Raw genomic sequence first — 22,366 nt, 5'->3', positions numbered from 1 at the left:
CCTGCTCCCAAGGGACCCCAGCCACGCACCCTTTCTCCCGAAAGGACCTCAGCCGAAATACGGCGGGGAGTCACTGCTCCCCCGGCCGCCGTGCCGGGGCAGGGGCGGGCCCGGCGGTGCCATCGGCGAAGCGGGCCGGCCGGAACGGCGCCAGCATCGGCGACTCCTCGCCGTACACCTCCCCCGCCACCTCCCCCATGAGCAGCGGCGCCAGCGTGACCCCGCTGTGCGTGGCCACCGTGTACACGCGCCGCTCCGCGTCCGCGAAGCCCGCCACCGTGAGCCCGTCCCCCGGCATCGCCCGCCGGCCGACCACCGCCCGCTCCACCATGGCCCCGTCCACGGCCCGCAACACGCGCGCCATCAGGGCCAGGATCGAGTCCTGGACGTCGCCGGGCACCGGGACGGCCGGGTCCGCCCGCCCGTCCAGCGGCAGCGACTGCAGCAGCAGCCGCCCGCCGCCATCCGGCCGCAGGTTGAGCCCGTCGGAGTGGAGCACGCGGGACAGGCGGGCGGGCACCGGGGTCGTGGTGACGAGGAAACCGTTGGTGACCGCGCCGGACACGGCCGGGTCGAGCATGGGCACCTCGGCCCCGGCCAGCGCCGCCACCCCCTGCGTCCAGCGCCCGGCGCAGGTGACCACCACGTCGCCGTCGAAGGCCCGCCCGTCGGCCGCCGTCACCGTGACGCCCGATGACGAGGTCTCGATCGCGGTCACCTCGGCCCCGCACGCCAGCGCGGCCCCGGCGTCGCGGGCCTCGCCGAGCAGGCTCCCGAGCAGCCGCAGCGGGTGCACGTGCGCCTCCTCGGGGAAGAACACGTACTCGGCGCCGGGAGGCGGGGGCACCAGGTCGGGCTCCAGGGTCAAGGCGCGGGCGGCGGTGATCCGCTCGACGGGGTAGCCCATGCCGGCCAGCCGCTGTACGCGGGCCTCCAGGCGTTCCTTGTGCTCGTCGGAGGTCGCGCACTCGAGGTTGCCCGTGGGGAAGAACCAGTCGCCGGGGAGCCGGTGGTGCGCCCGGACGGCGGCGTGGTTGAGGTCGAAGTACTCCTTGGGCGTCTTGTCGTTGGCGTTGACCCACGCCAGGGACGTGGAGGTCGTGCCGGATCCCGGAGTACGCGCCTCCAGGACGGTGACCTGCGCGCCGCGCCGGGTGAGTCCCGCCGCGACCGCCGCTCCGACCACCCCCGCACCGATGACGACGACTCGCACGCTGACTCCTTCCGCTTCCGCTTAGAGGTCAATAGTGACCGTCCGTGCTCTCTCAGCCGGCGCGCAGGACCCGAAAGCGATCGGGTTCCGCCGGATCTCGATCGACGACCTGGACCGGCGTCCAGGCCCATTGCCAGACGCTGATGCCCGGCGTGCGGGAGAACCGGATCTGCCCGCGGGTGCCTTCGACTGCGACGCGCGGCCAGGATTCGGCGGTGCGCGCCCGGTCCGCGCCGTGCGAACGCAGCACCTCGGCCAGGACCGTGATCGTGTCGTAGCCCTCGAAGGCGACGAAGGAGGGCGCTTCGGCCAGCCGCTCGCGCAGGGCCGTCTCGACCCGCGTACCGAGGGGGCCGAGACGCTCGGGCAGGTAGCGCAAGAACGGGATCGCGGCGCCGTCGTCGCCCAGCGACCTCGCCCATTCGGCGAACTCCGGTTGCCCGGCCGGAGCACCGATCATGATCCCGGCGAGGCGCCGGTCGCGGCGGACGGACTTGACGATCGGCACTGCCGGCTCCGGGTGGCCGACCAGAAGGAGGAGGGCTGTCGCGCGATTGCCGGCGAGTTCGTCGCACACGGCCGCGGGGGTGAGCGCGCGCATGTCGAGTTCGATGACGGTGCCGCCGCGTGGAGCGAGGTGGTCCCGCAGGATGCGGGTCCCGGATGCCCAGTAGACGCTCGGGTCGGCTGCTACGGCGATGCGGCTGTGGCCCGCGCCGAGGAGGAAGTCCGCGTAGATCCGCCAGCCGTGGGACTGCGCCGGGGCCAGGCGCGCGACCCATCGCGTCGGCTGTTCGGTGAGCGTGTCGAGAACCGCCGACGAGCAGAGGAACGGCAGGCCGAGGGCGTCGGCCCGGGCGGCGGCGGCGCGCGCGACGACGCTGTGATACTCCCCCGCCAAGGCGGCCACGCCCAGGCGCGCCAGTTCGTCCACGGCCGCCGCGGCCTTCCGCGGATCAGCCGCGGTGTCTCGGACCACCAGCTCGAGTGGGCTTCCGGCGATCCCGCCGGCGTCGTTGACCTCGCGAACGGCCAGCTCTAGTCCGGCGAGCAGGTGCCGGCCCGCCTCGACCCAGCCCGGCCGGGTCAGCGGAACGAGAGCGCCGATCTGGACGGGTGATCCGCCGGCCCGCTCCGCTCCAGGTGGCGATGGTGGCGTATTCATGCGTCGGCGTCTCCCGCGTGGTGATCTTCGGTTGCAGTATGCCCGGGCGGCTGGTGGCGGCGTTCACACGGTCACAGGCCGATGTCGGCCTTGGCGCCCATGTAGGAGCCGGTCGGTCAGTGGCACGAACCGGACGGCGGTGGGCCGCTGGTCATGCGGGGCCCACGCCGAACATCGCGTGCTCGGCGTGGTCGAGCGCCAGCCGTACCGCCCCGAGCGCGACGGACTCGCCGCCCAGCTCCGAGCTCTCCACACGGACGGGGAACAGGCAGAGCTCGGCGAGTTCCTCGCGCAGGGGCGCGGCCAGCAGTTCGCCCGCGCCCGACAGGCCGCCGCCCAGGACGACCAGTTCCGGGTCCATCGTGAGCACGGCGGCGCCGACGCCCTTGGCGAGGTCGCGGGCGAAGGCGCGGACGATGGCCGCGGCCTCCGCGTCGCCCTCCCGCACGGCCTCGAACACCCGCTTGGCCGCCTCCCCGGAGGGGGCGTCCCCGCCGTAGGCGAGGAATCGGTCGAACGCGGTGTACCACCCGAAGGCGCGCATGACGCCGATCTCCCCCGCCGCGCCGTTGCGGCCCGCGTGCAGCTTGCCGCCGATGAGCAGGCCCGCCGCGACGCTGCGCCCGGCCAGCAGGCAGATCACGTCCTTCGCGCCGACGGCGGCGCCGCACCAGTGCTCGGCCAGCGCGGCCAGGTTGGTGTCGTTGCCCACCAGGACCGGGCCGTCCGCGAGGCCGTCGAGCGCGGCGGGCAGGTCGACGCCCGCCCAGCCGGACAGCCGGTCGCTGATCAGTATCCGGCCGTCGGCGGGGTCGACCACGCCCGTCGTGGCCACCCCCAGCGCGCGTACCTGGCCGGGCTCGACGCCGACCGCGCGGAGCGTCCTGCGCACCACCGACCTGGCCGCCGCGATCCTGTCGGCGGTGCCGGTCTCGGGGGTGACGACCGTGCGCCTGCGGTCGACGATGCGCCCCTTGAGGTCGGCGGTGAGCGCCAGGACCTTGTGCGGGCCGATGTCGAGGCCGACGACGTGGCCGGCGTCCGCGCGGAAGCGGTAGCGCTTGGCCGGCCGGCCGACCGGGCGCGGATCCCCGACCTTGATGCCGACCTCCTCGACGAGTTCGTCGAGCCCGGCGATGACGTCCTCGACGGTCGCCCGGGAGATGGAGGTGGTCTTCACGAGCTGCGTCAGGGTCAGCTCGTCCGCGGCGTGCAGCGTGCGCAGCACGGCGGCGGCGTTGAGGCGGCGCAGGAGCGCCGGATCCTGTCCGGTCAAGGTCACGATCCGATGGTAGGGCATTGCGAATTATTTGAGGAACTACTAAAAATAAGACCCACCCGCGGCGCGGTGCCGCCGGTCGGCCACCCCCTAGAGAGGACCCCAGGTGAACAAGGCCATCGTGCTGGCCACCGCTGCCCTGACACTCGCCGCGTGCGCGCCGGCGGGGTCACAGCAGCCAGTGGCGAACGGCAAGAAGGAGATCTCCTTCCTGGTGTTCGAGACGCCCAACCTGACGCCGGAGTACTGGGACGCGGCCATCAAGCGCGTCACCGACAAGCACCCCGACATCGCGGTGAAGAAGCTCGTGGCGCCGAGCGCGGGCGAGCGCAACGCGTACGCCAAGCAACTGCTCGCCTCGGGTCAGCTGCCCGACGTCATGCAGGCCATCGCGCCCAGCGGGCTCGCGGAGAGCGGCAACCTGTACGCCTGGAGCAAGGAGGAGCTGAAGAACTACGCCCACCCGCGCTCCAACCCGCTGGGCGGCAAGATCTACCAGCTCCCCTACAACTCCCAGCCGACCCCGCTGGTCTACTACAACAAGAAGCTCTTCGCCGAGGCCGGCGTCGACGCGCCGCCGAAGACCTACGCGGAGCTGCTCGACGTCTCGGCCAGGCTCAAGGCCAAGGGAATCAACCCGTTCGTGGTGGGCGGCGGCGGCAAGGACGCGTTCGCGGCCGGCTACATCTGGATCGCGCTCGTCGGTGCCGACGTCTACGCCCGGCAACCGGACTTCCTCGTCAAGCGGCGCGCCGGGCAGGTCAGGTTCGGCGACCCGGCCTTCGTCAAGGCGACCCAGAAGTTCGCCGACCTGGTCGGGAAGGGGTACGTCGACAAGGCCGGGCTGTCGCGCGACTACCCGTCGACCGAGAAGGCGTTCCTGGACGGCAAGGGCGCGATGTACCCGATGGGGTCCTGGTTCGCCGCCGCAGCCGACGCAGGGGCCGACGCAGGGAAGCCGCCCTTCGAGATCGGCGTCTTCGCCTGGCCCACCGACGACGGCCAGGTGGTGGTGCCCTCGTACACGGGCGGCGGCCCCATCGTGAACGCCCGATCCAGGAACCTCGAGGCGGCCAGGACGTTCGCGCTGGAGTTCAATCAGGACGCCGCCAACAACGACGTGCTCGTCCAGAGCGACGCGGCCATCATCGCGATCAACGGCTATCGGCCGCCGCCGATGGGCCCGGTCTACAACGCCACGCTCGAGGTGTTCAAGGCGGGCAAGGCGGTCAACGCCTTCACGGTCGAGACCGGCGACGACTCCCTGCTGCCGGGTGTGGGCGACAAGGTGTTCGCGCTGGCCCAGGAGATCATCGCGGGCAAGACCGACGGCGCCGCGGCGGCGAAGGCGCTGGACGCGGAATGGGTCAAGGCGGGCGGCCGGTAGATGTTCCTCGACAAGCGGGCCGCCGCGCGCACCGCGGCCGTCCCCTTGCAGCGGCTGACGTACCTGCTGAGCTTCGTCGCCCCGGGCGTGCTGGTCTACGCCTGCTTCGTGCTCGCGCCGATCCTGCTCAGCTTCGGCTACAGCCTCACCGATGCCAGCCTGTTCGCCACGCGGACGCGCTTCGTCGGGCCGGACAACTACCTGCGCTTGCTGGCCGACCCGTCCTTCCTGACCTCGTTGAAGGTCACCACGATCCTGACGCTGATCATCGTGATCGTGCCCAACGTGGCCGGCGTCGGCGTGGCCGTGCTGCTCGACCGCGCGGGCTGGCTCTACCGGGCGCTGCGCAGCGTCTTCTTCGTCCCCGTCGTGCTGAGCTCGGTGGTGGTGAGCGTGGTGTGGATGGCCATGCTGCAGGACGAGGGCCTGATCAACCGGCTGCTCGGGATACGCGTCGGCTGGCTGTCGGACCCCGACCTGGCGCTGTACTCCATCGGCTTCATCATCAGCTGGCAGATGCTCGGCTTCTGCTCGGTGGTCTACCTGGCCGCGCTGCAGGGCGTGCCCCAGTCGCTGCACGAGGCGGCGGCGATCGACGGCGCGGGCTCCTGGACCCGCTTCCGCAAGGTCACCTGGCCGCTCCTGGCGCCCGCGCTGACCACGAACACGGTGATGCTGCTGATCACCGGGTTCAAGGCGTACGACCACATCCAGGTGCTGACGGCGGGCGGTCCGGGGCTGGGCACCACGGCGACCGTGGCCTTCAACGTCATCCAGGTCGGCTTCACCGCCAACCGCACGGGCGAGTCCTCGGCGATGGCGATCCTCATGCTCGTGATCGTCGCGACGGTCTCCGCCGTCGCGCTGCGCCTGCTCAACCGCAGGGAGGTGGACCTGTGAAGTGGCTGCGCCCGCTGGTCTCGATCGTGGTGGCCGGCGCGTTCTTCCTGCCGCTCTACCTGGTCGTGGCCAACGTCTTCAAGCACGGGCCGGACATCACCGCCTCCCCGGCGGCGCCGCCGATCCCGCCGACGCTGGACAACCTCACGCAGGCGCTGACGCGCCCCGACCACCTGTTCTGGAACGGGCTGATCAACAGCGTCTCCGTGACCCTGCTGTCGATCGTGATCCTCACGGTCGTGTCGGCCATGCTGGGCCACTACATCTGCCGCACCCCGTCGCGCTTCGCGCGGATCACGCTGCTGGTGCTGCTGGCCGGGCTGATGATCCCGCCGCAGGTGATCCTGGTGCCGGTCACGCAGGTGCTCAACCTGACCGGCCTGATGGGCACGATCAGCGGGCTGGTGCTGTTCAACGTCGGTTACTACGTGCCGTTCGGGGTGTTCGTCTTCTCCGGTTTCATCCGGGCCATCCCGGTCGAGCTGGAGCAGGCCGCCTCGATCGACGGGGCGGGCCCGTTCGGCACGTTCTGGCGGGTGGTCTTCCCGCTGCTGCGCCCGGCCACGGCCAGCGTGCTGATCTTCCTGGGCGTGTGGATCTGGAACGACTTCCTCAACCCGCTCATCATCCTCGGCCCGGCCGGCGGCACCACCGTGACCGTGGGCGTCTACCGCGCGCTCGGCCAGTTCCAGCGGGACTACGGCGACATGTTCGGCCTGATGGTGCTGTCGGCCCTGCCCATCCTCATCTTCTACTTCGCACTGCAGAAGCACTTCGTCAAGGGACTCACCGGGGGAGCGATCAAAGGATGATCAATTTGAGGGACCACATCGGGGAGGCCCTCGACCGGCCGATCACCCTGGCGGTGGTGGGCGCGGGCGCGCGCGGCACGGCCTACGCCGAGCTGGCCGCGCGCCGGCCGGACCGGGCGCGGGTCGTGGCGGTGGCGGAGCCGCGCGCGGCCGCCCGGCAGGAGTTCGCGGTACGCCACGCGCTCCCGCCCGAGCGGGTCTTCCGCGACTGGAAGGAGCTGGCCGGCCTCGGCAGGATCGCCGACGCGGTGATCGTGGCCACGCTGGACGCCGATCACCTGGCGCCGGCCGAGGTCTTCGCCGAGCAGGGCTACGACATCCTGCTGGAGAAGCCCATCGCCCCCACCGAGGCGGACACGGTGGCCATCGGCGAGGCGGCCGCCCGTACCGGCGCCCTGATCGCGATCTGCCACGTCATGCGCTACACCCCCTACACGCGCAGGTTCCGCGAGGTGCTCCCCCGGATCGGCGACGTCGTGAGCGTGGAGCACCTGGAGCCGGTCGGGTGGTACCACTTCGCGCACTCGTTCGTCCGCGGCAACTGGCGGCGCGCGGACGAGGCCACGTTCGCGCTGCTGGCCAAGTCGTGTCACGACATCGACTGGCTGGGCCACGTCGTGGGGCGCAGGGCCGAGCGCGTGTCCTCCTTCGGCGGGCTGCGCCACTTCCGCGCCGAACGGCGGCCTCCGGGCGCCGCCGACCGGTGCCTGGAGTGCCCGATCGAGCCGGAGTGCCCGTACTCGGCCGTGCGGCTCTACCGCGACGGGCTGCGCGACGGCGGCACCAAGCAGTACTTCACCCGGGTCATGACCGGCGGCCCGCTCACCGAGGAGGCGGTCACCGCGGCGCTGGCCGAGGGCCCCTACGGGCGCTGCGTGTACGCCAGCGACAACGACGTGGTGGACCACCAGGTGGTGACCATCGAGTACGAGGGCGGGGTCACCGCGTCGTTCACGATGACCGCGTTCACGCCGCTGGAGAACCGGCACACCAAGCTGTTCGGCACCGCGGGCCAGCTGACCGGCGACGGCCGCTTTATCCGCATTTATGACTTTTTGTCGGAAGAAACGACGATCATCGACACCTCGCTGGACGGCTCCAGCGCGGCGGAAGGTCACGCCGGCGGCGACGCCGCCCTGATCGAGTCGTTCGTCACCGCCCTGCACGAGGGGCGGCCCGAGCTGATCCTGTCCGGGATCCAGGAGAGCGTCGACAGCCACCGCGTGGTCTTCGCCGCCGAACGGGCCCGCCGTACCGCGACCGTACAAACCCTCTTGAACGGAGAGCACCCCCTATGAGGCACCGCGCCCTGCTCGCCCTCGCCGTGCTGACCACCTCGGTGGTCGGCCTCACCCCGGCGCCCGCCCAGGCCGGCGCGTCGGAGTGGCAGGACATCCGCAAACTCCTGTCGGCCATCGACGACGCCTACACCGCTCCCCCGGCCCTCAACGCCGTGCAGACCGCCCGCTACACCGCCGGCCTGCTCCTGGGCAACGGCGACCTGCACGTCACGTCCGACGCCCGCGACCAGCGGCAGACGTACTACCTGTCCAAGTCCGACTTCTGGCACAGCGGCAACGGGCAGCTGCCGTTCGGCACGATCTCCATCGGCCCCGCGCACGCCGCGGCCACCCCCGCCGCCAAGGACACCCTCGAGTGCACCGCCGCCTGCGTGATCGACGGAGACCCCGAGACCCGCTGGGTGTCGCGGACCGGCGCGAGCGCGTCCGACCCGCAATGGGTCACCGTCGACCTGGGCGAGGTGAAGACGGTCGACCGCTGGGTGGTCAGGCACAACGGCTACCAGGGCAGGGCCGCCAACTTCCAGGCGCTCAACACCCGGAGCTTCGCCCTGCAGAAGAGCGACGACGGCGTCACCTGGACCGACGTGGACACGGTCACGGGCAACACGGCCGAGCTGACCGACCGGACCGTGCCCGCCTTCACCGCCCGCCACGTGCGCCTGCTGGTCACGGGTGCGGTGCGCGACCCCGCCGACCCGAACCAGAAGGCCTTCGTCCGCGACCTGCAGTTGTTCGAGGGCCAGAGGAACGTCCTCACCGGCGCGCTCGGCGACGACCCGGCCTACCGCCAGCGGCAGGACATCCTCAACGGGGAGGTCCGCGGCTCCCAGACGGTTGACGGCCGGGTGCTGAGCACCCGCACCTGGACCGCTGACGGCGAGAACCTGCTGGTCACCGAGTTGTCGATCCCCGACGGCGCACAGCCGCTGCCGCTCCAGGTCGACCTGACCGTGCCCGCCGGCACGACGGGCGTCGCCGGCGACGGTCAGGTGTGGATCACCCGCACGACCGGCGCGGACGGCGAGAGCGGCTGGGTGTCCAAGGCGGCCGCGTCGGCCAGGGTCATCGGCTCGCGCACCCCGGTCACCGCGAGCACGCCGTCGGGCAACCTCGCCCGTCTCGCCTTCGAGCTGGCCCCCGGCCGGCCCGTGCGGCTGGTCACCACGCTGCACGGCAACGGCGGCTACGCCAACCCCACGCCGCTGAACGACTTCGTCACCGAGGCGGTGGACCGGGTGCACGGCCTCGACGGCCGAGACCTCGACCGGGCCCGGTCCGCGCATCGCGAGTGGTGGAAGCGGTTCTGGCTGAAGTCGTACGTCGACACCGGCGACCCGACCCTCAACAAGTACTACTACGGCGCCCTGTACGCGATGGGCGCCGCCAGCCGCGCGGGCTCGTTCCTGCCCGGCACCTATTCGCCGTGGCGCACCATCGACCAGACCGGCGGCTCCAACCGCTACTGGCTGAACTACAACACCCAGGCCCCGTTCTACGGCGTCTACTCCGCCAACCGGCCCGAGCTGGCGGCCCCCTACTACAAGACGGTGGTGGCCGAGCTTCCCTACCAGCGGAACACCACGCATGCCGCCGGGTACAAGGGGCTGACCTTCAGCCGGACCATCTACCCGTACAACCAGACCCGTCCCGCCCCCGCCGAGGTCCCGGTGACCGGCCCCAAGTCGCCGAAGAAGCTCGCCGACCAGAAGACCAACGGCACGTTCGCCGCCATCCCGTTCCTGTGGAACTGGGAGTACACCCGGGACGAGGAGTTCCTGCGCACCACGGCCTACCCGTTCCTGAAGGAACTGGGTGAGTTCTGGATGGATTACGTGGTCAAGGGCGACGACGGCAGGTACCACGTCCTGAACAGCGCCGTGAACGAGGGCGGCGACGACGTCGACTCGACCTACGACCTCGGCTACATCCGGCGGACGCTGACCGCGCTGATCGAGTACAGCCGGGTGCTCGGGGTGGACGCGGAGCTGCGGCCGGTCTGGCAGGGCTACCTGGACGACCTGGCGCCGTACCCGACGGCGACCATGGACGGCCTGGACGTCATCCTGCTCGCCACCAAGATCGAGAACCCGATCAAGGGCAACGCGCTGCTCAACAAGAACGACCAGCCCATCAACCTGGAGGGCGTCGTCCACCCGAGCGACAACCTGGCCATCGGCGGCGACCCGGAACAGCTGCGGAAGGTCCGGAACACCCTGGAGTGGGTGGATCCGTTCCTGCCGGGATCGCGCGGTTCCTCCATCAACGGGTTCCCGAAGACGTTCACCATCGCGGCCCGCGCGGGCTGGGATCCCGAGGACCTCATCGGCAGGTTCACGGCCGTGATCAAGCTGTTGTGGCGGCCGAACCTGACCGTGGCGCAGTCGGGCGGCGGCCTGGAGACCTCGGGCTCGCTCGAAACCGTGAACTCGATGTTCCTGCAGACGTTCGAGGACGTGATCCGGGTCTTCCCGGACTGGCCCGCCGGCCGTGACGGCAGGTTCGTACGGCTGCGCGCCAAGGGCGCGTTCCTGCTCTCCGCCGAGCGGCGGGCCGGGCGCGAGGTCTCGTCCATCACGCTGACCAGCGAGAAGGGCGGACGGGCGACCCTGGCGACCCCGTGGCGCTCGGGCCGCCCGGTCGTGGTGGACGCCGCCACGCACCGGCCCGTGCCGCTCACCTTGGGCCGCGCCGCGAACACCGGCGAGACGACCTTCGCCTTCGACACCCGGCCGGGCCACACCTATACGGCCTCCGCCCGCTGACCACGCCCGGCGCGGGCCCGTTCGCGGGCCCGCGACGTCTCCCGCGACGGAACATTCGTCCAAGACACCCTGGCCCCGCGCCTGTGATGCTCGATCTCGCGTCCGGCACGGCTCCACGTGCGACGGCCGCGGAATTCCGAGCGACAGGAGAGCTGATGACGAACACCGTGGACAGCGCGCCAGGGGTTCAGGTGGCGAGTGGCCGGCTGCGGGGCCGGATGGACCGGGGAGTGGCGGCGTTCCTCGGGATCCCGTACGCCGCCCCGCCCTTCGGGACGCGCCGCATGCGGCCTCCGGAGCCACCCGCGCGGTGGGACGGCGAGCGCCGCGCCGCCGATTACGGGCCGACCTGCCCGAAGGGCGACGACGGCCTGGAGAGCGCGGCGCTGTTCCCGGAGGTCGTGATCCCCGGCGAGGAATGCCTGAACCTCAACGTGTGGACCCCCGATCCCGGAGGATCCGGCTTACCGGTGCTGGTCTGGATCCACGGCGGCATGTTCACGCAGGGGTCCGGGTCCGTCGCCGGCTACCGCGGCACGTCCTTCGCCCGCGACGGGGTCGTGTGCGTCACGATCAACTACCGGCTCGGCGCCGAGGGCTTCCTCCACCTCGATGACGGCACCGCCAACCTGGGACTGCTGGACCAGATCGCCGCGCTCGAGTGGGTCCAGCGCAACGTCGCCGCGTTCGGCGGCGATCCGGGGCGGGTGACCGTCGCCGGCCAGTCCGCCGGGGCCATGAGCGTCGTCACTCTCATGGCCATGCCCCGCGCCCGAGGACTGTTCCGCCAGGCGGTCACCCAGAGCGGGGCGGTGGCCCAGACGCTCACGGCCGAGGCCGCCGCGGGTGTCGCCTCAAGGCTGGCCGAGTCGCTCGGGGTCCCCCCGACCCGCGAGGCCTTCGGCGACGTGCCGGTCGAACAGCTCGGGCGGGCGGCGTCCGCCCTCCTCAAGGAGGTCCAGGCCGCCTCGGATCCCTCCAGGTGGGCGAGCCTCCCCTTCGCCCCGGTCGTCGACGGCGACACCCTCCCGGATCACCCGCTCGACGCGTTGAGAAAGGGCGCCGGCAACGGCGTACGGCTCCTGGCCGGGTGGAACCGGGACGACACCCGGATCGGCCTCGTCCCCACCGGCATGATCGACATCGTCGACGAGCCCATCCTGGCCGCGGTCGTGGGCGCTCTCGGCGCGCCCGGGGGGACGGTCGAGCGCTACCGGGCAGCGCGGCCGGGTGCGAGCGACGGGGACCTGCTCGCCGCCGTGACCACCGACTGCTTCGTCCGAGTTCCGGCGATCCGGGTCGCCGAGGCACGCCTCGACGCCGGCGAGGCCGACACCTGGATGTACCGCTTCGACCACGAATCGCCGAGCTTCGCCGGCCGCCTCGGCGCCGCCCACGCGGTGGAGCTCCCGTACGTGTTCGACCTCCTCGACGAGGAGTCGAACCACGCCCTCACCGGCGACGAACCACCACAGGTCGTCGCCGATACGGCCCACGGCGCCTGGGTCCGCTTCGTCGCCGACGGCGACCCGGGCTGGCCCCGATACGACCTGGCCGGCCGGTCCACCGCGCTGATCGACGAAGGGATCACCGTCGTCGACGACCCCGACGGTGCCGAGCGCGACGTGTGGACCGGCCGGCTCTGATCGGGACTTGTCATCCGGTGGTCGGCCGTGCGGCTCGCCGCTGACGAGGATTGTCGCGTTGTGGACACCGCGAACTACCATGTCGGCGTGCGACCAGCCGAGCCGGTCCGCGCCGGAGCGCCTCGATGGCAGATCACGGTCCCGTCGCGTCCGGGCCGGCTGCCGGGGGTCGTGATGGCGGGGTTCAGCGACCGGGCGAACGAGTTCCGCGACGTCGCGCTGGTCCCGCACCCCGCGGTCACGGTGATCTTCGACCTCGGCGACCAGCCGTTCGTCGTCGAGGACGGCCGTGGTGCGCGGCAGCGAGAACGCGTCGTCGCCGGACTCGCGCCCAACGGGGCTCGAGGACGGGGGATGGCCAGAAGTTCCGAGTGCCTCCAGTTGCGGCTTTCGCCGATGGTCGCGCACGCGATCCTGGGCGCCTCCTCGGAGCTGGGCGGGACGGTGGTCGCCCTCGATGACCTCTGGGGACGAGAGGCCGTACGAATCCAGGAGCGATTGCGTGCCGCCGGGTCGTGGGAGGAGCGATTCGCGATCGCGGAGGCCGCGCTGGCCCGGCGGGAGGACGCGGGCCGAGCCGTCGACCCGGAAGTCGCCTTCTCCTGGGGACAGATGGTGGCCACCCGAGGGCGGATCCGGGTCGAACGACTGGTCACCGAGACCGGATGGAGCCGTAAGCGCCTCTGGTCCCGGTTCCGCGCCCAGGTCGGCCTCACCCCCAAGCGGGTCGCCCAGCTCATCCGCTTCGACCACGCGGCCCACCGTCTCGCCGCCGGTCACACCGCCGCCTCGGTGGCGGCGGAAAGCGGCTACGCCGACCAGTCCCACCTTCACAGAGACGTCGTGGCCTTCGCCGGGATGACGCCGACCACGGTCGCGCTCTCGCCGTTCCTCGCACTCGACGACGTCGCGTGGCCCCCTGCCTCTGGCGGTACCGCACTGATCAGCCGGGAATGATGCCCTTACCGGTGGTTCGTGGATCACCGGCATATAGCCCATCCCACCAGCGGACACCGCCATCGATGAACTCCTGCAGGGGCACCTCCTCACCAGCGCCGCGACACACGCGAAGTTCACGGAACCACACCCGTAGATCCAGGTGGCGCGGGCTGCCGCTGCTGCGCTCTTGGAAGAGATCCAGAACATGGGGTGCGGGATCTTCGGACAGGTTGGCGTCGAGGCTGAGTCGCTCACGCCAATCGGCCCAGATCTCCTCTGGCGGGTTGATGAACTCCCAGCCGTAGATCGAGTTGCCGCCAAAGTCACGAACAGCGGTGTCAAGGTCTGGCAGGGACAACACCTCGACGGTCGCTTCAGCATCGTTCCACCACCCATTCCGCAGCGACGCGGCAACTCGGCTGACTCCATCGAGAAGCAAGACGATCTTCGTCTCGTCAGGAGCGGGGCCTTCGGCGGGGAGAGTCAGCACGTCCAACAGGACCGTGGCTCGCATGCTCTCGACGTCGACGTCGATCCCGAGCCAGGCCGCTTCGTTCAACGCCACATTGAGACCCTCAACTTGCTCCGTCGTCAGTTTCACGAGCCCAAATTACGGCGGCCTTCCTTGGCCAGGTACCGCCGCAAGCTACTTCGAGGCCGGTGGCACGGGCCCGAGCAGGCCGCTGCCCAGCGGGGTCAGCAGGTTGAGCACGGCGGGGCCCCGGCGCACGCTCCTGATCAGGCCCGCCTCCCGCAGCACTTTCGCGTGCCGGCTGGCCGCCGCCAGCGACACGCCCGCCCGCCGCGCCAGCTCCGTGGTGGTGGCCCCGCCGTCGGCGGCCTGCAGGACGGCGGCGCGGGCGGCGCCGAGCAGCGCCTCCACCGAGCCCGGCGTCCGCTCGCCCGGCTGCCACCGGAACGCGGCGTCGATGGGATAGATCAGCACCGGCGGCAGTTCGGGGTCGGCCAGCGAGACCGGCACGCGGCGGCAGAAGAAGGACGGCACCAGCGTCAGCCCCCGGCCGCGCAGGTGCAGGTCGCGGTTCAGGCTGTAGTCGACCTCCAGCACCGGCGAGCGCCAGCGCATCATCGGCTTCATGCTGCTCAGCAGGCCCTCCACGCCGGAGTTGAGCAGGTGGCCGGCACGCCAGGCCCGGTCGGCCTGCACCGCGGGCTGGATGAGGTCGTGGTACGGGGCGATGGCCGCCGCGTGGTAGCCGGCCAGGGCGGTGGCCAGCTCGGCCACGGGCGCGGACGGGCGGTCGGCGAGCGCGCCCAGCCAGGCGGGGATGGGCACGTGCCGGGCGAGCAGCTCCAGCTCGTGGCGGAACCGGCGGCTCGGGGTGGCACGTAACGCGTCGAGCCCGGCCTGCAGACCGTCGCGGGCCGCCGCCGGCGTGAGGAAGTCGGGGAAGTACGGCGCCTCGGGCGCCAGCGCGGTCAGCCAGCGCAGCCCGGAGGCCATCCTGGAAAGCCTGGCCGGGCTCTCGCGCAGGGCTCGCTCCCAGGGCCGGAAGGCCGGCGCCTTGTCCTTGTCCTGCAGCCGGAACCTGCTGAGCACGACCTCCCACAACGGGTCCGCGCACGCGGCCACTGTCGTGCGCGCCACGTCGTCCGCCGTGAAATGAATGCGCAGCAGCCCCACGAACCCTCTTCTCGGACACCGGCGAGCAGCTTGTTTTCACTAGGCTGCAAAGGGTCTGGCCGAGGCATCGTACCAACGACCACCATGTGACCAACGATGATCGACAATCCCCCCGAGTCCCTGTTGTCCGAGCGCTACCGGCTGATCCGGGCGCTCGGCCGAGGCGGCATGGGCACCGTCTGGCTCGCCCGTGACGAGACCCTCGACCGCGAGGTCGCGGTCAAGGAGGTGCTGCTCTCGCCCGACATCGCGGCGGAGGAGCGCGCCGAGCTGTGCGAGCGCACGGTGCGGGAGGCGTACGCGGCGGCGCGGCTGAGCCATCCGGGCATCGCCACCGTCCACGACGTGTTCTCCGAGGACGGCCGCCCGTGGATCGTCATGGAGCTGCTGCGCGGGCGCACGCTGCAGGACTCGATCCGCGACGACGGCCCGTGGGCGCCGCAGCGGGTCGCCCGGCTCGGCGCCGACCTGCTGACGGCCCTGTCGGTCGCGCACCGGCAGGGCATCCAGCACCGCGACGTCAAGCCCGGCAACGTGTTCCTGTGCGACGACGGCCGGGCGGTGCTGACGGACTTCGGCATCGCCAGGATCGACGGCCAGGTCACCATCACGCAGTCGGGGCTGCTGATCGGCTCGCCGGGGTTCATCGCGCCGGAGCGGTTGCGGGGCGAGCGCGGCGGGCCGCAGTCGGACCTGTGGTCGCTGGCCGCCACGCTGTACACGGCGGTGGAGGGCACCTCGCCGTTCCACACCGCGTCACCGCTGGCGACGCTGCACCGGGTGCTCACCGAGGATCCGCGGCCGTCCGCGCGGGCGGGCGCGGCGCTGGGGCCGGTGCTGCTGCGCATGTTGTCGCGCGAGGCCGCCGACCGCCCGGACCCCGCGCCGGCGGGCCGGTGGCTGGAGGCCGCCGCCTCCGGCGTACCGGCTCCCATGGACCGTCCCCGGCGTCCGCGCCCGCACCTCGGCAGGGCCGTCCCGGTGGCCGCCGTCGTCGCCGGGCTCGCCGTCGTCGGGACCCTCGCCTGGTACGGCGTCGCCCGCGACACCCCTGACCCGCCGCCGCCCCGCGCGGCCGCCCCACCCGGGTCCGCCGCCGCTCCCCCGAGCGCTGGCCCGTCATCGAAAGAGCCGGCTAAGGGCAGGTTCACGGTGCCGGTCGACTTCTGCACGCTGCTCACCGGCGCGCAGATCAAGGAGACGGCGTACGGGCGCGAGCTGAAGCGCGACCACGAGGAGGACGGCTGCGCCTGGACGAAACGGAAGGTCGGGCTCTCCGTCGAGCCCACCAAGGCCCAGAACAAGGACTACTGGGAAGCCCTCCCCGTGGAGGCGCACGAGGAGTTCCTCAACAAGCGGACCATCAACGGCGACGGGTCCAGCGGCGGGGTGTGGCAGTGGGGCGCCGTCGGGATGCAGTGGCCGATCGGCACCACGTCCACCGCCGCCGCCCCGGTCGCCGGGGTCGGTGAGGAGGCGTTCCAGTACGACGTCTCCGAACGGAAGTCGGGGACCATGGTGAGGTCCAACGTCGTGTTCCGGGTCAGCAACATGGTGGTGGAGGTCGAGTACGTCGACTTCGACGGCACGGAGGCGGCGCGGGTGCGCTCGGCCGCGCTGCGGGCCGCCAAGCTGACGGCCGCCGCGCTGAGCAGGCGGGGGTGACATGACGTCGCTGATCGGAGGCAGATACCGGCTCATCGAGCCCGTCGGCGAGGGCGGCATGGGCGTCGTCTGGCGCGCCCGCGACGAGAGCCTCGGGCGGGAGGTGGCGGTCAAGCGGGTGCGGCTGGCCCCCGGGCTGGACGCCGCGTCGCGGGCCGCGCTGTGCGACCGTGCGCTGGCCGAGGCGAGGACGGCCGCCGCGCTGCGGCATCCCTCGATCGTGGCCGTGCACGACCTGATCGTCGAGGACGGGGATCCGGCGATCGTGATGGAGCTGGTCCACGGGCCGTCCCTGGAGCAGGTCCTCCGCGAGAACGGGCCGCTGCCCGCGCGCCGCGCGGCCGAGATCGGGCTGCGGGTGCTGTCCGCGCTGGCGGCCACCCACGCGGCGGGGGTGCTGCATCGGGACGTCAAGCCGGCCAACGTGCTGCTGGCGGGGGACGGGCGCGTGGTGCTGACGGACTTCGGCATCGCCACCCTGGTCGGCGGCCTGCCCGGCACACCGGTCGGCACCCCGGGCTACACGGCCCCCGAATGCCTGCACACCCCCAGCACAGGCCACACCCTGGTTCAGCTCACCGATCCAACTGGTGCGGGTCCTGCGGATCGGACCGCCATCCAGCCGACCGGCCCGACGTCGCCACGAGCCGCCGGGTCCGGCTCGGATGCCTGGTCAGGGGCCGCGGAGCCGGCCTCGGATCTGTGGTCGCTGGCCGCCACCCTCTACACCGCCGTCGAAGGGCGCGGCCCGTTCGCCAGGGACAGCGCCGTCGCCACGCTGAGCGCCGTCCTCACCGAGCCACCCACCCCCTCGGAGAGCGTGCTGTGGCCGGTGCTGGCCGCCGCGCTGGACAAGGATCCACACAAGCGTCCCGGTGCGGAACGGCTCCGGGGCTGGCTGGAGGCGGTCGTGCAGGGGCCGGCCGCTACAGCCGTAATTCCCGAACCGCCGCGGGCCACCCCGCCCGGGGTGCGGCTGCCGGTCGTGTTCGGTGCCCTGGCCGTCGCGGCCCTGGTGGGCGCGGGCGCGGTCGTCGTACCCCAGCTCGGGAGAACCTCCGCGGCGGACCCCGCGTCCGTCGCCGCCGCACCGTCGGCGACGGACGGGGCGGGGCGGTTCGCCGCCCTGCCGCGCGCCTGCGGCCTCCTCACCCCGGAGCAGGCCGCCAAGGCCGTCCCGAAGGCGTTGATCATGCCGAGGGAGAACGCCGAGTGCTCCTGGCATCAGAGCCTGGCCAAGGAATCCCGGTCGCTGCGGCTCGAACTGGAGACGCAGGAGCCGACCGACACCCACGCGGAGATCGCGCTGGCCGCCGACGACTTCGACTCGCGGCGGGACGAGGCCGAACGGAGCAGGAAATACTCCTCCCTGGGCAAGACCTCCGAGATCACCGACCTCAAGGGGCTCGGCGACGAGGCGATGACGTGGACCGTCACCGACGATCGCCGGCCGCAGACCGAGGTCGCGATCGTCTTCCGGGTGAGCAACCTGGTGGCCAAGCTGACGCTGCGGCGTGAGGTCGCCAAGGACCCCACTCTGCCCGAGCAGGCGGGTGCCGCGGCCCGTTCGGTCGTCGAGGCGCTGACGCGATGAGGGGCACCGTGCTGGCGGGACGCTACACCCTGGTCGAGCCGCTCGGCCCAGGTGGCGGCACCTGGCTGGCCAGGGACGAGGTCCTGCACCGCGACGTGGCCGTCAAGCGGATCCCCCTCACCACCGCCCGCCCGGGCTCGGGGGCGGGTGAGCGGGAGCGGGTGCTGGCCGAGGCCAGGTTCGCGGCGTCGCTGAGCCATCCCGGGCTCGTCACCGTGCACGACGTCCTCGCCTCCGGCCCTCAGCCCTGGGTCGTCATGGACCTCATCAGGGGCGGGCTCGCTCGACCGGATCACCGCCGCCGAGGGGCCGCTGGAGCCGGGCCGGGTCTCCGCGATGGGGCTGCGGCTGCTCGACGCGCTGGCCGTCGTCCACGCGCACGGGCACGTGCACGGCGCGGTCACGCCGGGCAACGTCCTCATCGCCGCGACCGGCGAAACCGTCCTCGCAGGCCTCGGCACCACCACGCCGGACGCCGCCCCCGCCGTCGATGTGCGCATGCTCGTCACCACCCTCATGTTCGCCCTGGACGGGGGCTCCACGCCCCACCCGGGCGACGCGGCCGCCTCCCCAGCGCTCCTTCCCCAGCTGCGGGAGGCGGCCGCGTTCCGGGCCGCGCTCGCCCGGGCGCGCGACGGGGCGGAGGTCCGTGCCGTCCTCGCCGAGGCGGCGGCCCGCGCGGCGGCCGTCGCGGCCGAGGTGCGGACCGTGCCCACCGAGGTCAGGTCCGCGAGCGGGCGCCGTACGCTCTGGGTGTCGGTCACCGCCGCGACCGCGCTCGTGGCCACCGTGGCGGCCCTCGCCGTCGCCAGACCCGGCACCGCGACCCGCGACTCGACCGCCGCCACCACCCCCGCCACCACCCCCGCCACTCCGCCCGCGACCCCGAGCCGGTCCCGGACCGCGGCGGCGGCCCCCTCCCCCGACCCGTGCGCGGTGGTCGTCCCCACGGACCGGGTGCTGCCGAGCAGGTCGTCCACGTGCTCCGTCACCGTGGACGGCGCCGGCGTCACGATCAAGACCCAGCCGAACGTGGACACCGCGCGCAAGGTGTTCGACGCCCTCCGCAAACGCCGGCAGTCGCAGACCGGCACCTCGAAGGTGGAGCGCGCGGTCACCACCCCCGTCAAGAACGTGCCCGGCCTCGGCGACGAGTGCTTCTCCCAGGACACCACCGTGGGCATCCTGTCCAGCGTGAGCAGCAACGTCTGGCTGCGTATCCGCACGATGGTGATCGAGGTGTCCGTGATGGGGAACGGCTCCGCGGTCACCTCCGAGATGCGGGACACCGCCATGCGCGCGGCACGCACCACCGCGGCCAGACTCCAGGGAACCTCATGACCGGCGACCGCTTCCACCCGATCGGCCCCCTCGCCCGGGGCGCGCCCGGCCGCGCTCTGCGGGTGTTCGACCGCCGCACCGGTATGGAGGTGGCGGCCAAGCGCCTGCCGCTCCCGGAGGGCCGGGCCGACTTCGACGAGGTACGCCGGCAGGCCATGGCCGCGGGGAGCCAGCGGCACCCGTCGATCCACCCCGTCCACGAGGTCGTCGGTGCCGGCAACGAGGTGTGGATCCTCTCCCCGGTCGTCAACGGCTGGTCCCTGCGCGCCGAACTCCACCAGCGCGCCGCCCTCGGCCCGGCCGCGGCCGCCGCGATCGGCCTGCGCGCGCTGGACGCGCTGGCGTACGCGCACCGGCACGGCGTCACCCACGGCAACCTGCACCCGGGCAACGTCCTGCTGGCCCCGGGCGGCCACGTGGTGCTGAACGACTTCGCCATCCCGGCCCTCGCCGCCGAAACGGCCGCCAGGCTGCCCGGCTTCACCGCACCGGAGCTCACCCCCGACGACGGTGACGGGGGCGTGCCGGGGCCTGCCGCCGACCTTTGGGCGCTCGGCGCGATCCTCTACACGGCGGCGCTCGGCAGGCCGCCCTTCGTCCGGGCCACACCCGCCGCCACCGCGGAGGCCGTCCGGCAGGGGATCGCGATCGAGGCGAAGGACCCGTTCACCACCCTCCTGCGCGACCTCCTCGACCCCGACCCGGCCCGCCGCCCGGACGCGGCCGCCGTCCACGCGGTCCTGCGGGGCGCCGCCGCGCGGCCCGCCTTCGAGGTCGCGACCGTCACGGTCGGCGGTGTCGAGATCGTCGGCCGGCCCATCCCCGCCGACGCCCCCGCCCCTCCCCCGGCCCCGGTCAAGGGCTCGACGCGCCTCAAGCCGGCCGCCCTCGTCCCCGCCGTGGCCGTCGCCGCGGTCCTGGGCGCGGGCCTCGCGCTGCTCGTCCCCGTCGGTACCACCGCGGCACCCCCGGCCGCCGCCTCCGGCACGGGTCCGGCCGCCGCGCCCGTGCCGGACGAGATCCCCCCGTTCACCAAACCCCCCGAACCGTGCAAGCTGGTCTCCGACGACCTCGTACGGGAGCTCGCCCCCTCGGCGGGCAAACCGTTCACGTACGTCAAGGGCGACTTCACCTCGTGCTCCTGGAAGAGCGACTACGCGATCCCGGAGGCCAGGCGCGGCGAGCTGTCCATCACGCTGACCACGCTGGACAGCGAGGCGATGTCGGACGCCACGTTCGACCTCTCGAAGCGGGTCGCGTCCCGGCTGCACACGAACTACCGCGAGGTCGACGGCCTGGCCCACGACGCGTTCACCTACACCGACGCCGCGACGAGCAGCCTCCGACGGTACAAGGTGACGTACGAGTTCCGGCTGAGCAACCTCCACGGAACGGTCGAGTACGGCCGCTCGGTGGGCGTCGACCCGGACGGCTCCATCGCCGGGAACGCCGAGAAGCTCACCCGCCTGGTCATCGGCCGCCTGCTGAAACGCCCCAACTGAAACCGGCGGCCGGTGACCTTAGGCTGGCCTCATGGACATCGCCTCGGCGCACGAGCTCTGGGACGCCGCCCCCGGCTGGCTCAACACCGCCTCCTACGGCCTGCCCCCTCGCCACGCCTTCGAAGAGCTCCAAGCCGTCCTCACCGAGTGGCGGCACGGCAGCGGCGACTGGCAACCATGGGACGCCTCGGTGGGCCGTTCCCGCGCCGCCTTCGCCCGGCTCGTCGGCGCGCCCGTCGCCGACGTCACCGTCAGCTCCACCGCCTCCCAGATCATGTCCACGGTCGCCACCGCGCTGCCGCCGGGCGCGCGCGTCGTGGTGCCGGAGATCGAGTTCACCAGCAACCTGTTCCCGTGGGCGGTGGCCGCCGAGGTCGAGACCGTGCCCGCCGACCGGCTGGCCGACGCCGTCACCGGCGCCACCGACGCCGTCGCCTTCAGCCTCGTCCAGTCCGCCACCGGGTACGTCGCCCCGCTCCAGGACATCGTGGCCGCCGCCCGGGCCCATGACGCGCTGGTCATCGCCGACGCCTCCCAGGCCTGCGGCTGGCTGCCGTTCCGGGTCGAGGGCATCGACGCGCTGGCCTGCGCCGCGTACAAGTGGCTGATGGCGCCGCGCGGGGCCGCGTTCGGCTACCTGTCGCCCCGCCTGCGCGAGCGCATGCGCCCGCTGGCCGCCAACTGGTACGCCGGGGCCGACGAGGGCGGCTCCTACTACGGCCCGCCGCTGCGGCTGGCGCCGGACGCCCGCGCGTTCGACCTGTCGCCGGCCTGGTTCTCCTACGTCGGCGCCGCCCCGGCCATCGAGCTGCTCGACGAGCTCGGCGTCGAGCGGATCCGCGACCACAACGTCGCCCTCGCCAACCGTTTCAGGGCCGGGCTCGGCCTCGAACCGTCCGACTCGGCCATCGTCTCCGTGGACGCCCCAGGCGAGCGCCTGGAGGCGGCCGGCATCCGCGCGGCCGTGCGGGCGGGCAAGGTGCGGGCCAGCTTCCACGTCTACACCACCGCCGACGACGTCGACCGCGCGCTGGACGCCCTCACCTGACCCGGGCATGACTCAGCCGTGACAACAGACCCTTGCGAGCGCGAGACGGGGCCGCTTTAATACGCCGGGCCGCGGACGCGGCGGCCCCGTTTGCCGACGAGGAGACATTGTGGCCATTTCCGCAGGTCTGACATTCGTCCCTGACATCCGCGGTCCCGGCCTGC

Annotated in this window: 17 protein-coding genes; 12 read left to right on the top strand and 5 right to left on the bottom strand. The window is 72.5% G+C overall.

Translation table 11 applies throughout. The annotated features are described in order from the left end of the window. Positions 1-70: 70 nt before the first annotated feature. The 3 genes from AB0L65_RS42850 to AB0L65_RS42840 all read right to left on the bottom strand — a co-directional run bounded on the left by AB0L65_RS42850 (position 71) and on the right by AB0L65_RS42840 (position 3,660). Entirely contained in the window at positions 71-1,213 is a 1,143-nt protein-coding gene (locus AB0L65_RS42850) for an FAD-dependent oxidoreductase (protein ID WP_364258281.1), read from the bottom strand. Between the two features lie 52 nt (positions 1,214-1,265). After that, the gene (locus AB0L65_RS42845) at positions 1,266-2,378 is read right to left on the bottom strand and encodes an ABC transporter substrate-binding protein (RefSeq protein ID WP_364258278.1); all 1,113 of its coding nucleotides are present in this window, start codon (positions 2,376-2,378) and stop codon (positions 1,266-1,268) included. Positions 2,379-2,529: 151 nt separating this feature from the next. Beyond that, positions 2,530-3,660: an ROK family protein gene (locus AB0L65_RS42840; RefSeq protein ID WP_364258275.1), complete on the bottom strand. Its 1,131-nt coding sequence runs from the start codon at positions 3,658-3,660 to the stop codon at positions 2,530-2,532. A 103-nt stretch (positions 3,661-3,763) separates the two neighbouring features. Between AB0L65_RS42840 and AB0L65_RS42835 the strand changes: the two genes are divergently transcribed. The 7 genes from AB0L65_RS42835 to AB0L65_RS42805 all read left to right on the top strand — a co-directional run bounded on the left by AB0L65_RS42835 (position 3,764) and on the right by AB0L65_RS42805 (position 13,425). Next, entirely contained in the window at positions 3,764-5,044 is a 1,281-nt protein-coding gene (locus tag AB0L65_RS42835) for an extracellular solute-binding protein (RefSeq protein WP_364258272.1), read from the top strand. After that, positions 5,045-5,944: a sugar ABC transporter permease gene (locus AB0L65_RS42830; RefSeq protein ID WP_364258269.1), complete on the top strand. Its 900-nt coding sequence runs from the start codon at positions 5,045-5,047 to the stop codon at positions 5,942-5,944. It begins immediately after the preceding gene. Then, complete coding sequence (locus AB0L65_RS42825) at positions 5,941-6,756, top strand: carbohydrate ABC transporter permease (protein WP_364258266.1); 816 nt, start codon at positions 5,941-5,943, stop codon at positions 6,754-6,756. Before AB0L65_RS42830 ends, AB0L65_RS42825 begins: the two co-directional genes overlap by 4 nt. Before the next feature lie 5 nt (positions 6,757-6,761). Further along, positions 6,762-8,054, top strand: coding sequence for a Gfo/Idh/MocA family oxidoreductase (locus AB0L65_RS42820; RefSeq protein ID WP_364258263.1), 1,293 nt, complete (start codon positions 6,762-6,764; stop codon positions 8,052-8,054). Beyond that, positions 8,051-10,822, top strand: coding sequence for a discoidin domain-containing protein (locus AB0L65_RS42815; protein WP_364258260.1), 2,772 nt, complete (start codon positions 8,051-8,053; stop codon positions 10,820-10,822). Before AB0L65_RS42820 ends, AB0L65_RS42815 begins: the two co-directional genes overlap by 4 nt. A gap of 155 nt (positions 10,823-10,977) precedes the next feature. Beyond that, complete coding sequence (locus AB0L65_RS42810; protein ID WP_364258257.1) at positions 10,978-12,468, top strand: carboxylesterase family protein; 1,491 nt, start codon at positions 10,978-10,980, stop codon at positions 12,466-12,468. An 87-nt stretch (positions 12,469-12,555) separates the two neighbouring features. Then, positions 12,556-13,425, top strand: a complete 870-nt coding sequence (locus AB0L65_RS42805) for a helix-turn-helix domain-containing protein (RefSeq protein WP_364258254.1) — start codon at positions 12,556-12,558, stop codon at positions 13,423-13,425. Here the strand turns inward: AB0L65_RS42805 and AB0L65_RS42800 are convergent. Then, positions 13,412-14,008: a hypothetical protein gene (locus AB0L65_RS42800; protein ID WP_364258251.1), complete on the bottom strand. Its 597-nt coding sequence runs from the start codon at positions 14,006-14,008 to the stop codon at positions 13,412-13,414. The genes AB0L65_RS42805 and AB0L65_RS42800 overlap by 14 nt on opposite strands. 45 nt (positions 14,009-14,053) lie before the next feature. Next, a complete protein-coding gene (locus AB0L65_RS42795; protein ID WP_364258248.1) occupies positions 14,054-15,052 on the bottom strand; it encodes a winged helix-turn-helix domain-containing protein in 999 nt (332 codons plus the stop codon). 96 nt (positions 15,053-15,148) lie between these two features. Between AB0L65_RS42795 and AB0L65_RS42790 the strand changes: the two genes are divergently transcribed. The 5 genes from AB0L65_RS42790 (at position 15,149) to AB0L65_RS42770 (ending at position 22,202) form a co-directional block, all read left to right on the top strand. Next, positions 15,149-16,717 (top strand): serine/threonine-protein kinase, encoded by a 1,569-nt coding sequence (locus AB0L65_RS42790; protein WP_364258245.1) that lies wholly within the window; start codon positions 15,149-15,151, stop codon positions 16,715-16,717. A 1-nt stretch (position 16,718) separates the two neighbouring features. Beyond that, positions 16,719-18,311, top strand: a complete 1,593-nt coding sequence (locus AB0L65_RS42785) for a serine/threonine-protein kinase (RefSeq protein WP_364258242.1) — start codon at positions 16,719-16,721, stop codon at positions 18,309-18,311. Positions 18,312-18,647: 336 nt separating this feature from the next. After that, complete coding sequence (locus AB0L65_RS42780) at positions 18,648-19,652, top strand: hypothetical protein (protein WP_364258239.1); 1,005 nt, start codon at positions 18,648-18,650, stop codon at positions 19,650-19,652. Next, a complete protein-coding gene (locus AB0L65_RS42775; RefSeq protein ID WP_364258236.1) occupies positions 19,649-21,154 on the top strand; it encodes a serine/threonine-protein kinase in 1,506 nt (501 codons plus the stop codon). The genes AB0L65_RS42780 and AB0L65_RS42775 overlap by 4 nt, the downstream gene beginning before the upstream one ends. 31 nt (positions 21,155-21,185) lie before the next feature. Further along, positions 21,186-22,202: an aminotransferase class V-fold PLP-dependent enzyme gene (locus tag AB0L65_RS42770; RefSeq protein WP_364258233.1), complete on the top strand. Its 1,017-nt coding sequence runs from the start codon at positions 21,186-21,188 to the stop codon at positions 22,200-22,202. Positions 22,203-22,366: the final 164 nt, after the last annotated feature.

The sequence above is a fragment of the Nonomuraea sp. NPDC052116 genome (assembly GCF_040680035.1).
Lineage (GTDB): Bacteria > Actinomycetota > Actinomycetes > Streptosporangiales > Streptosporangiaceae > Nonomuraea > Nonomuraea angiospora_A.
Note: the sequence above shows the minus strand (reverse complement) of the source record. Positions and strands in the feature narration are given on the sequence as shown.

What these genes read in the sequence shown, in the direction of transcription:
- AB0L65_RS42845 (WP_364258278.1), bottom strand. Translation starts at nt 2,378, where the DNA reads ATGAATACGCCACCATCGCCACCTGGAGCGGAGCGGGCCGGCGGATCA.
- AB0L65_RS42830 (WP_364258269.1), top strand. Translation starts at nt 5,045, where the DNA reads ATGTTCCTCGACAAGCGGGCCGCCGCGCGCACCGCGGCCGTCCCCTTG.
- AB0L65_RS42815 (WP_364258260.1), top strand. Translation starts at nt 8,051, where the DNA reads ATGAGGCACCGCGCCCTGCTCGCCCTCGCCGTGCTGACCACCTCGGTG.
- AB0L65_RS42810 (WP_364258257.1), top strand. Translation starts at nt 10,978, where the DNA reads ATGACGAACACCGTGGACAGCGCGCCAGGGGTTCAGGTGGCGAGTGGC.
- AB0L65_RS42790 (WP_364258245.1), top strand. Translation starts at nt 15,149, where the DNA reads ATGATCGACAATCCCCCCGAGTCCCTGTTGTCCGAGCGCTACCGGCTG.
- AB0L65_RS42785 (WP_364258242.1), top strand. Translation starts at nt 16,719, where the DNA reads ATGACGTCGCTGATCGGAGGCAGATACCGGCTCATCGAGCCCGTCGGC.
- AB0L65_RS42780 (WP_364258239.1), top strand. Translation starts at nt 18,648, where the DNA reads ATGGGGCTGCGGCTGCTCGACGCGCTGGCCGTCGTCCACGCGCACGGG.
- AB0L65_RS42775 (WP_364258236.1), top strand. Translation starts at nt 19,649, where the DNA reads ATGACCGGCGACCGCTTCCACCCGATCGGCCCCCTCGCCCGGGGCGCG.
- AB0L65_RS42770 (WP_364258233.1), top strand. Translation starts at nt 21,186, where the DNA reads ATGGACATCGCCTCGGCGCACGAGCTCTGGGACGCCGCCCCCGGCTGG.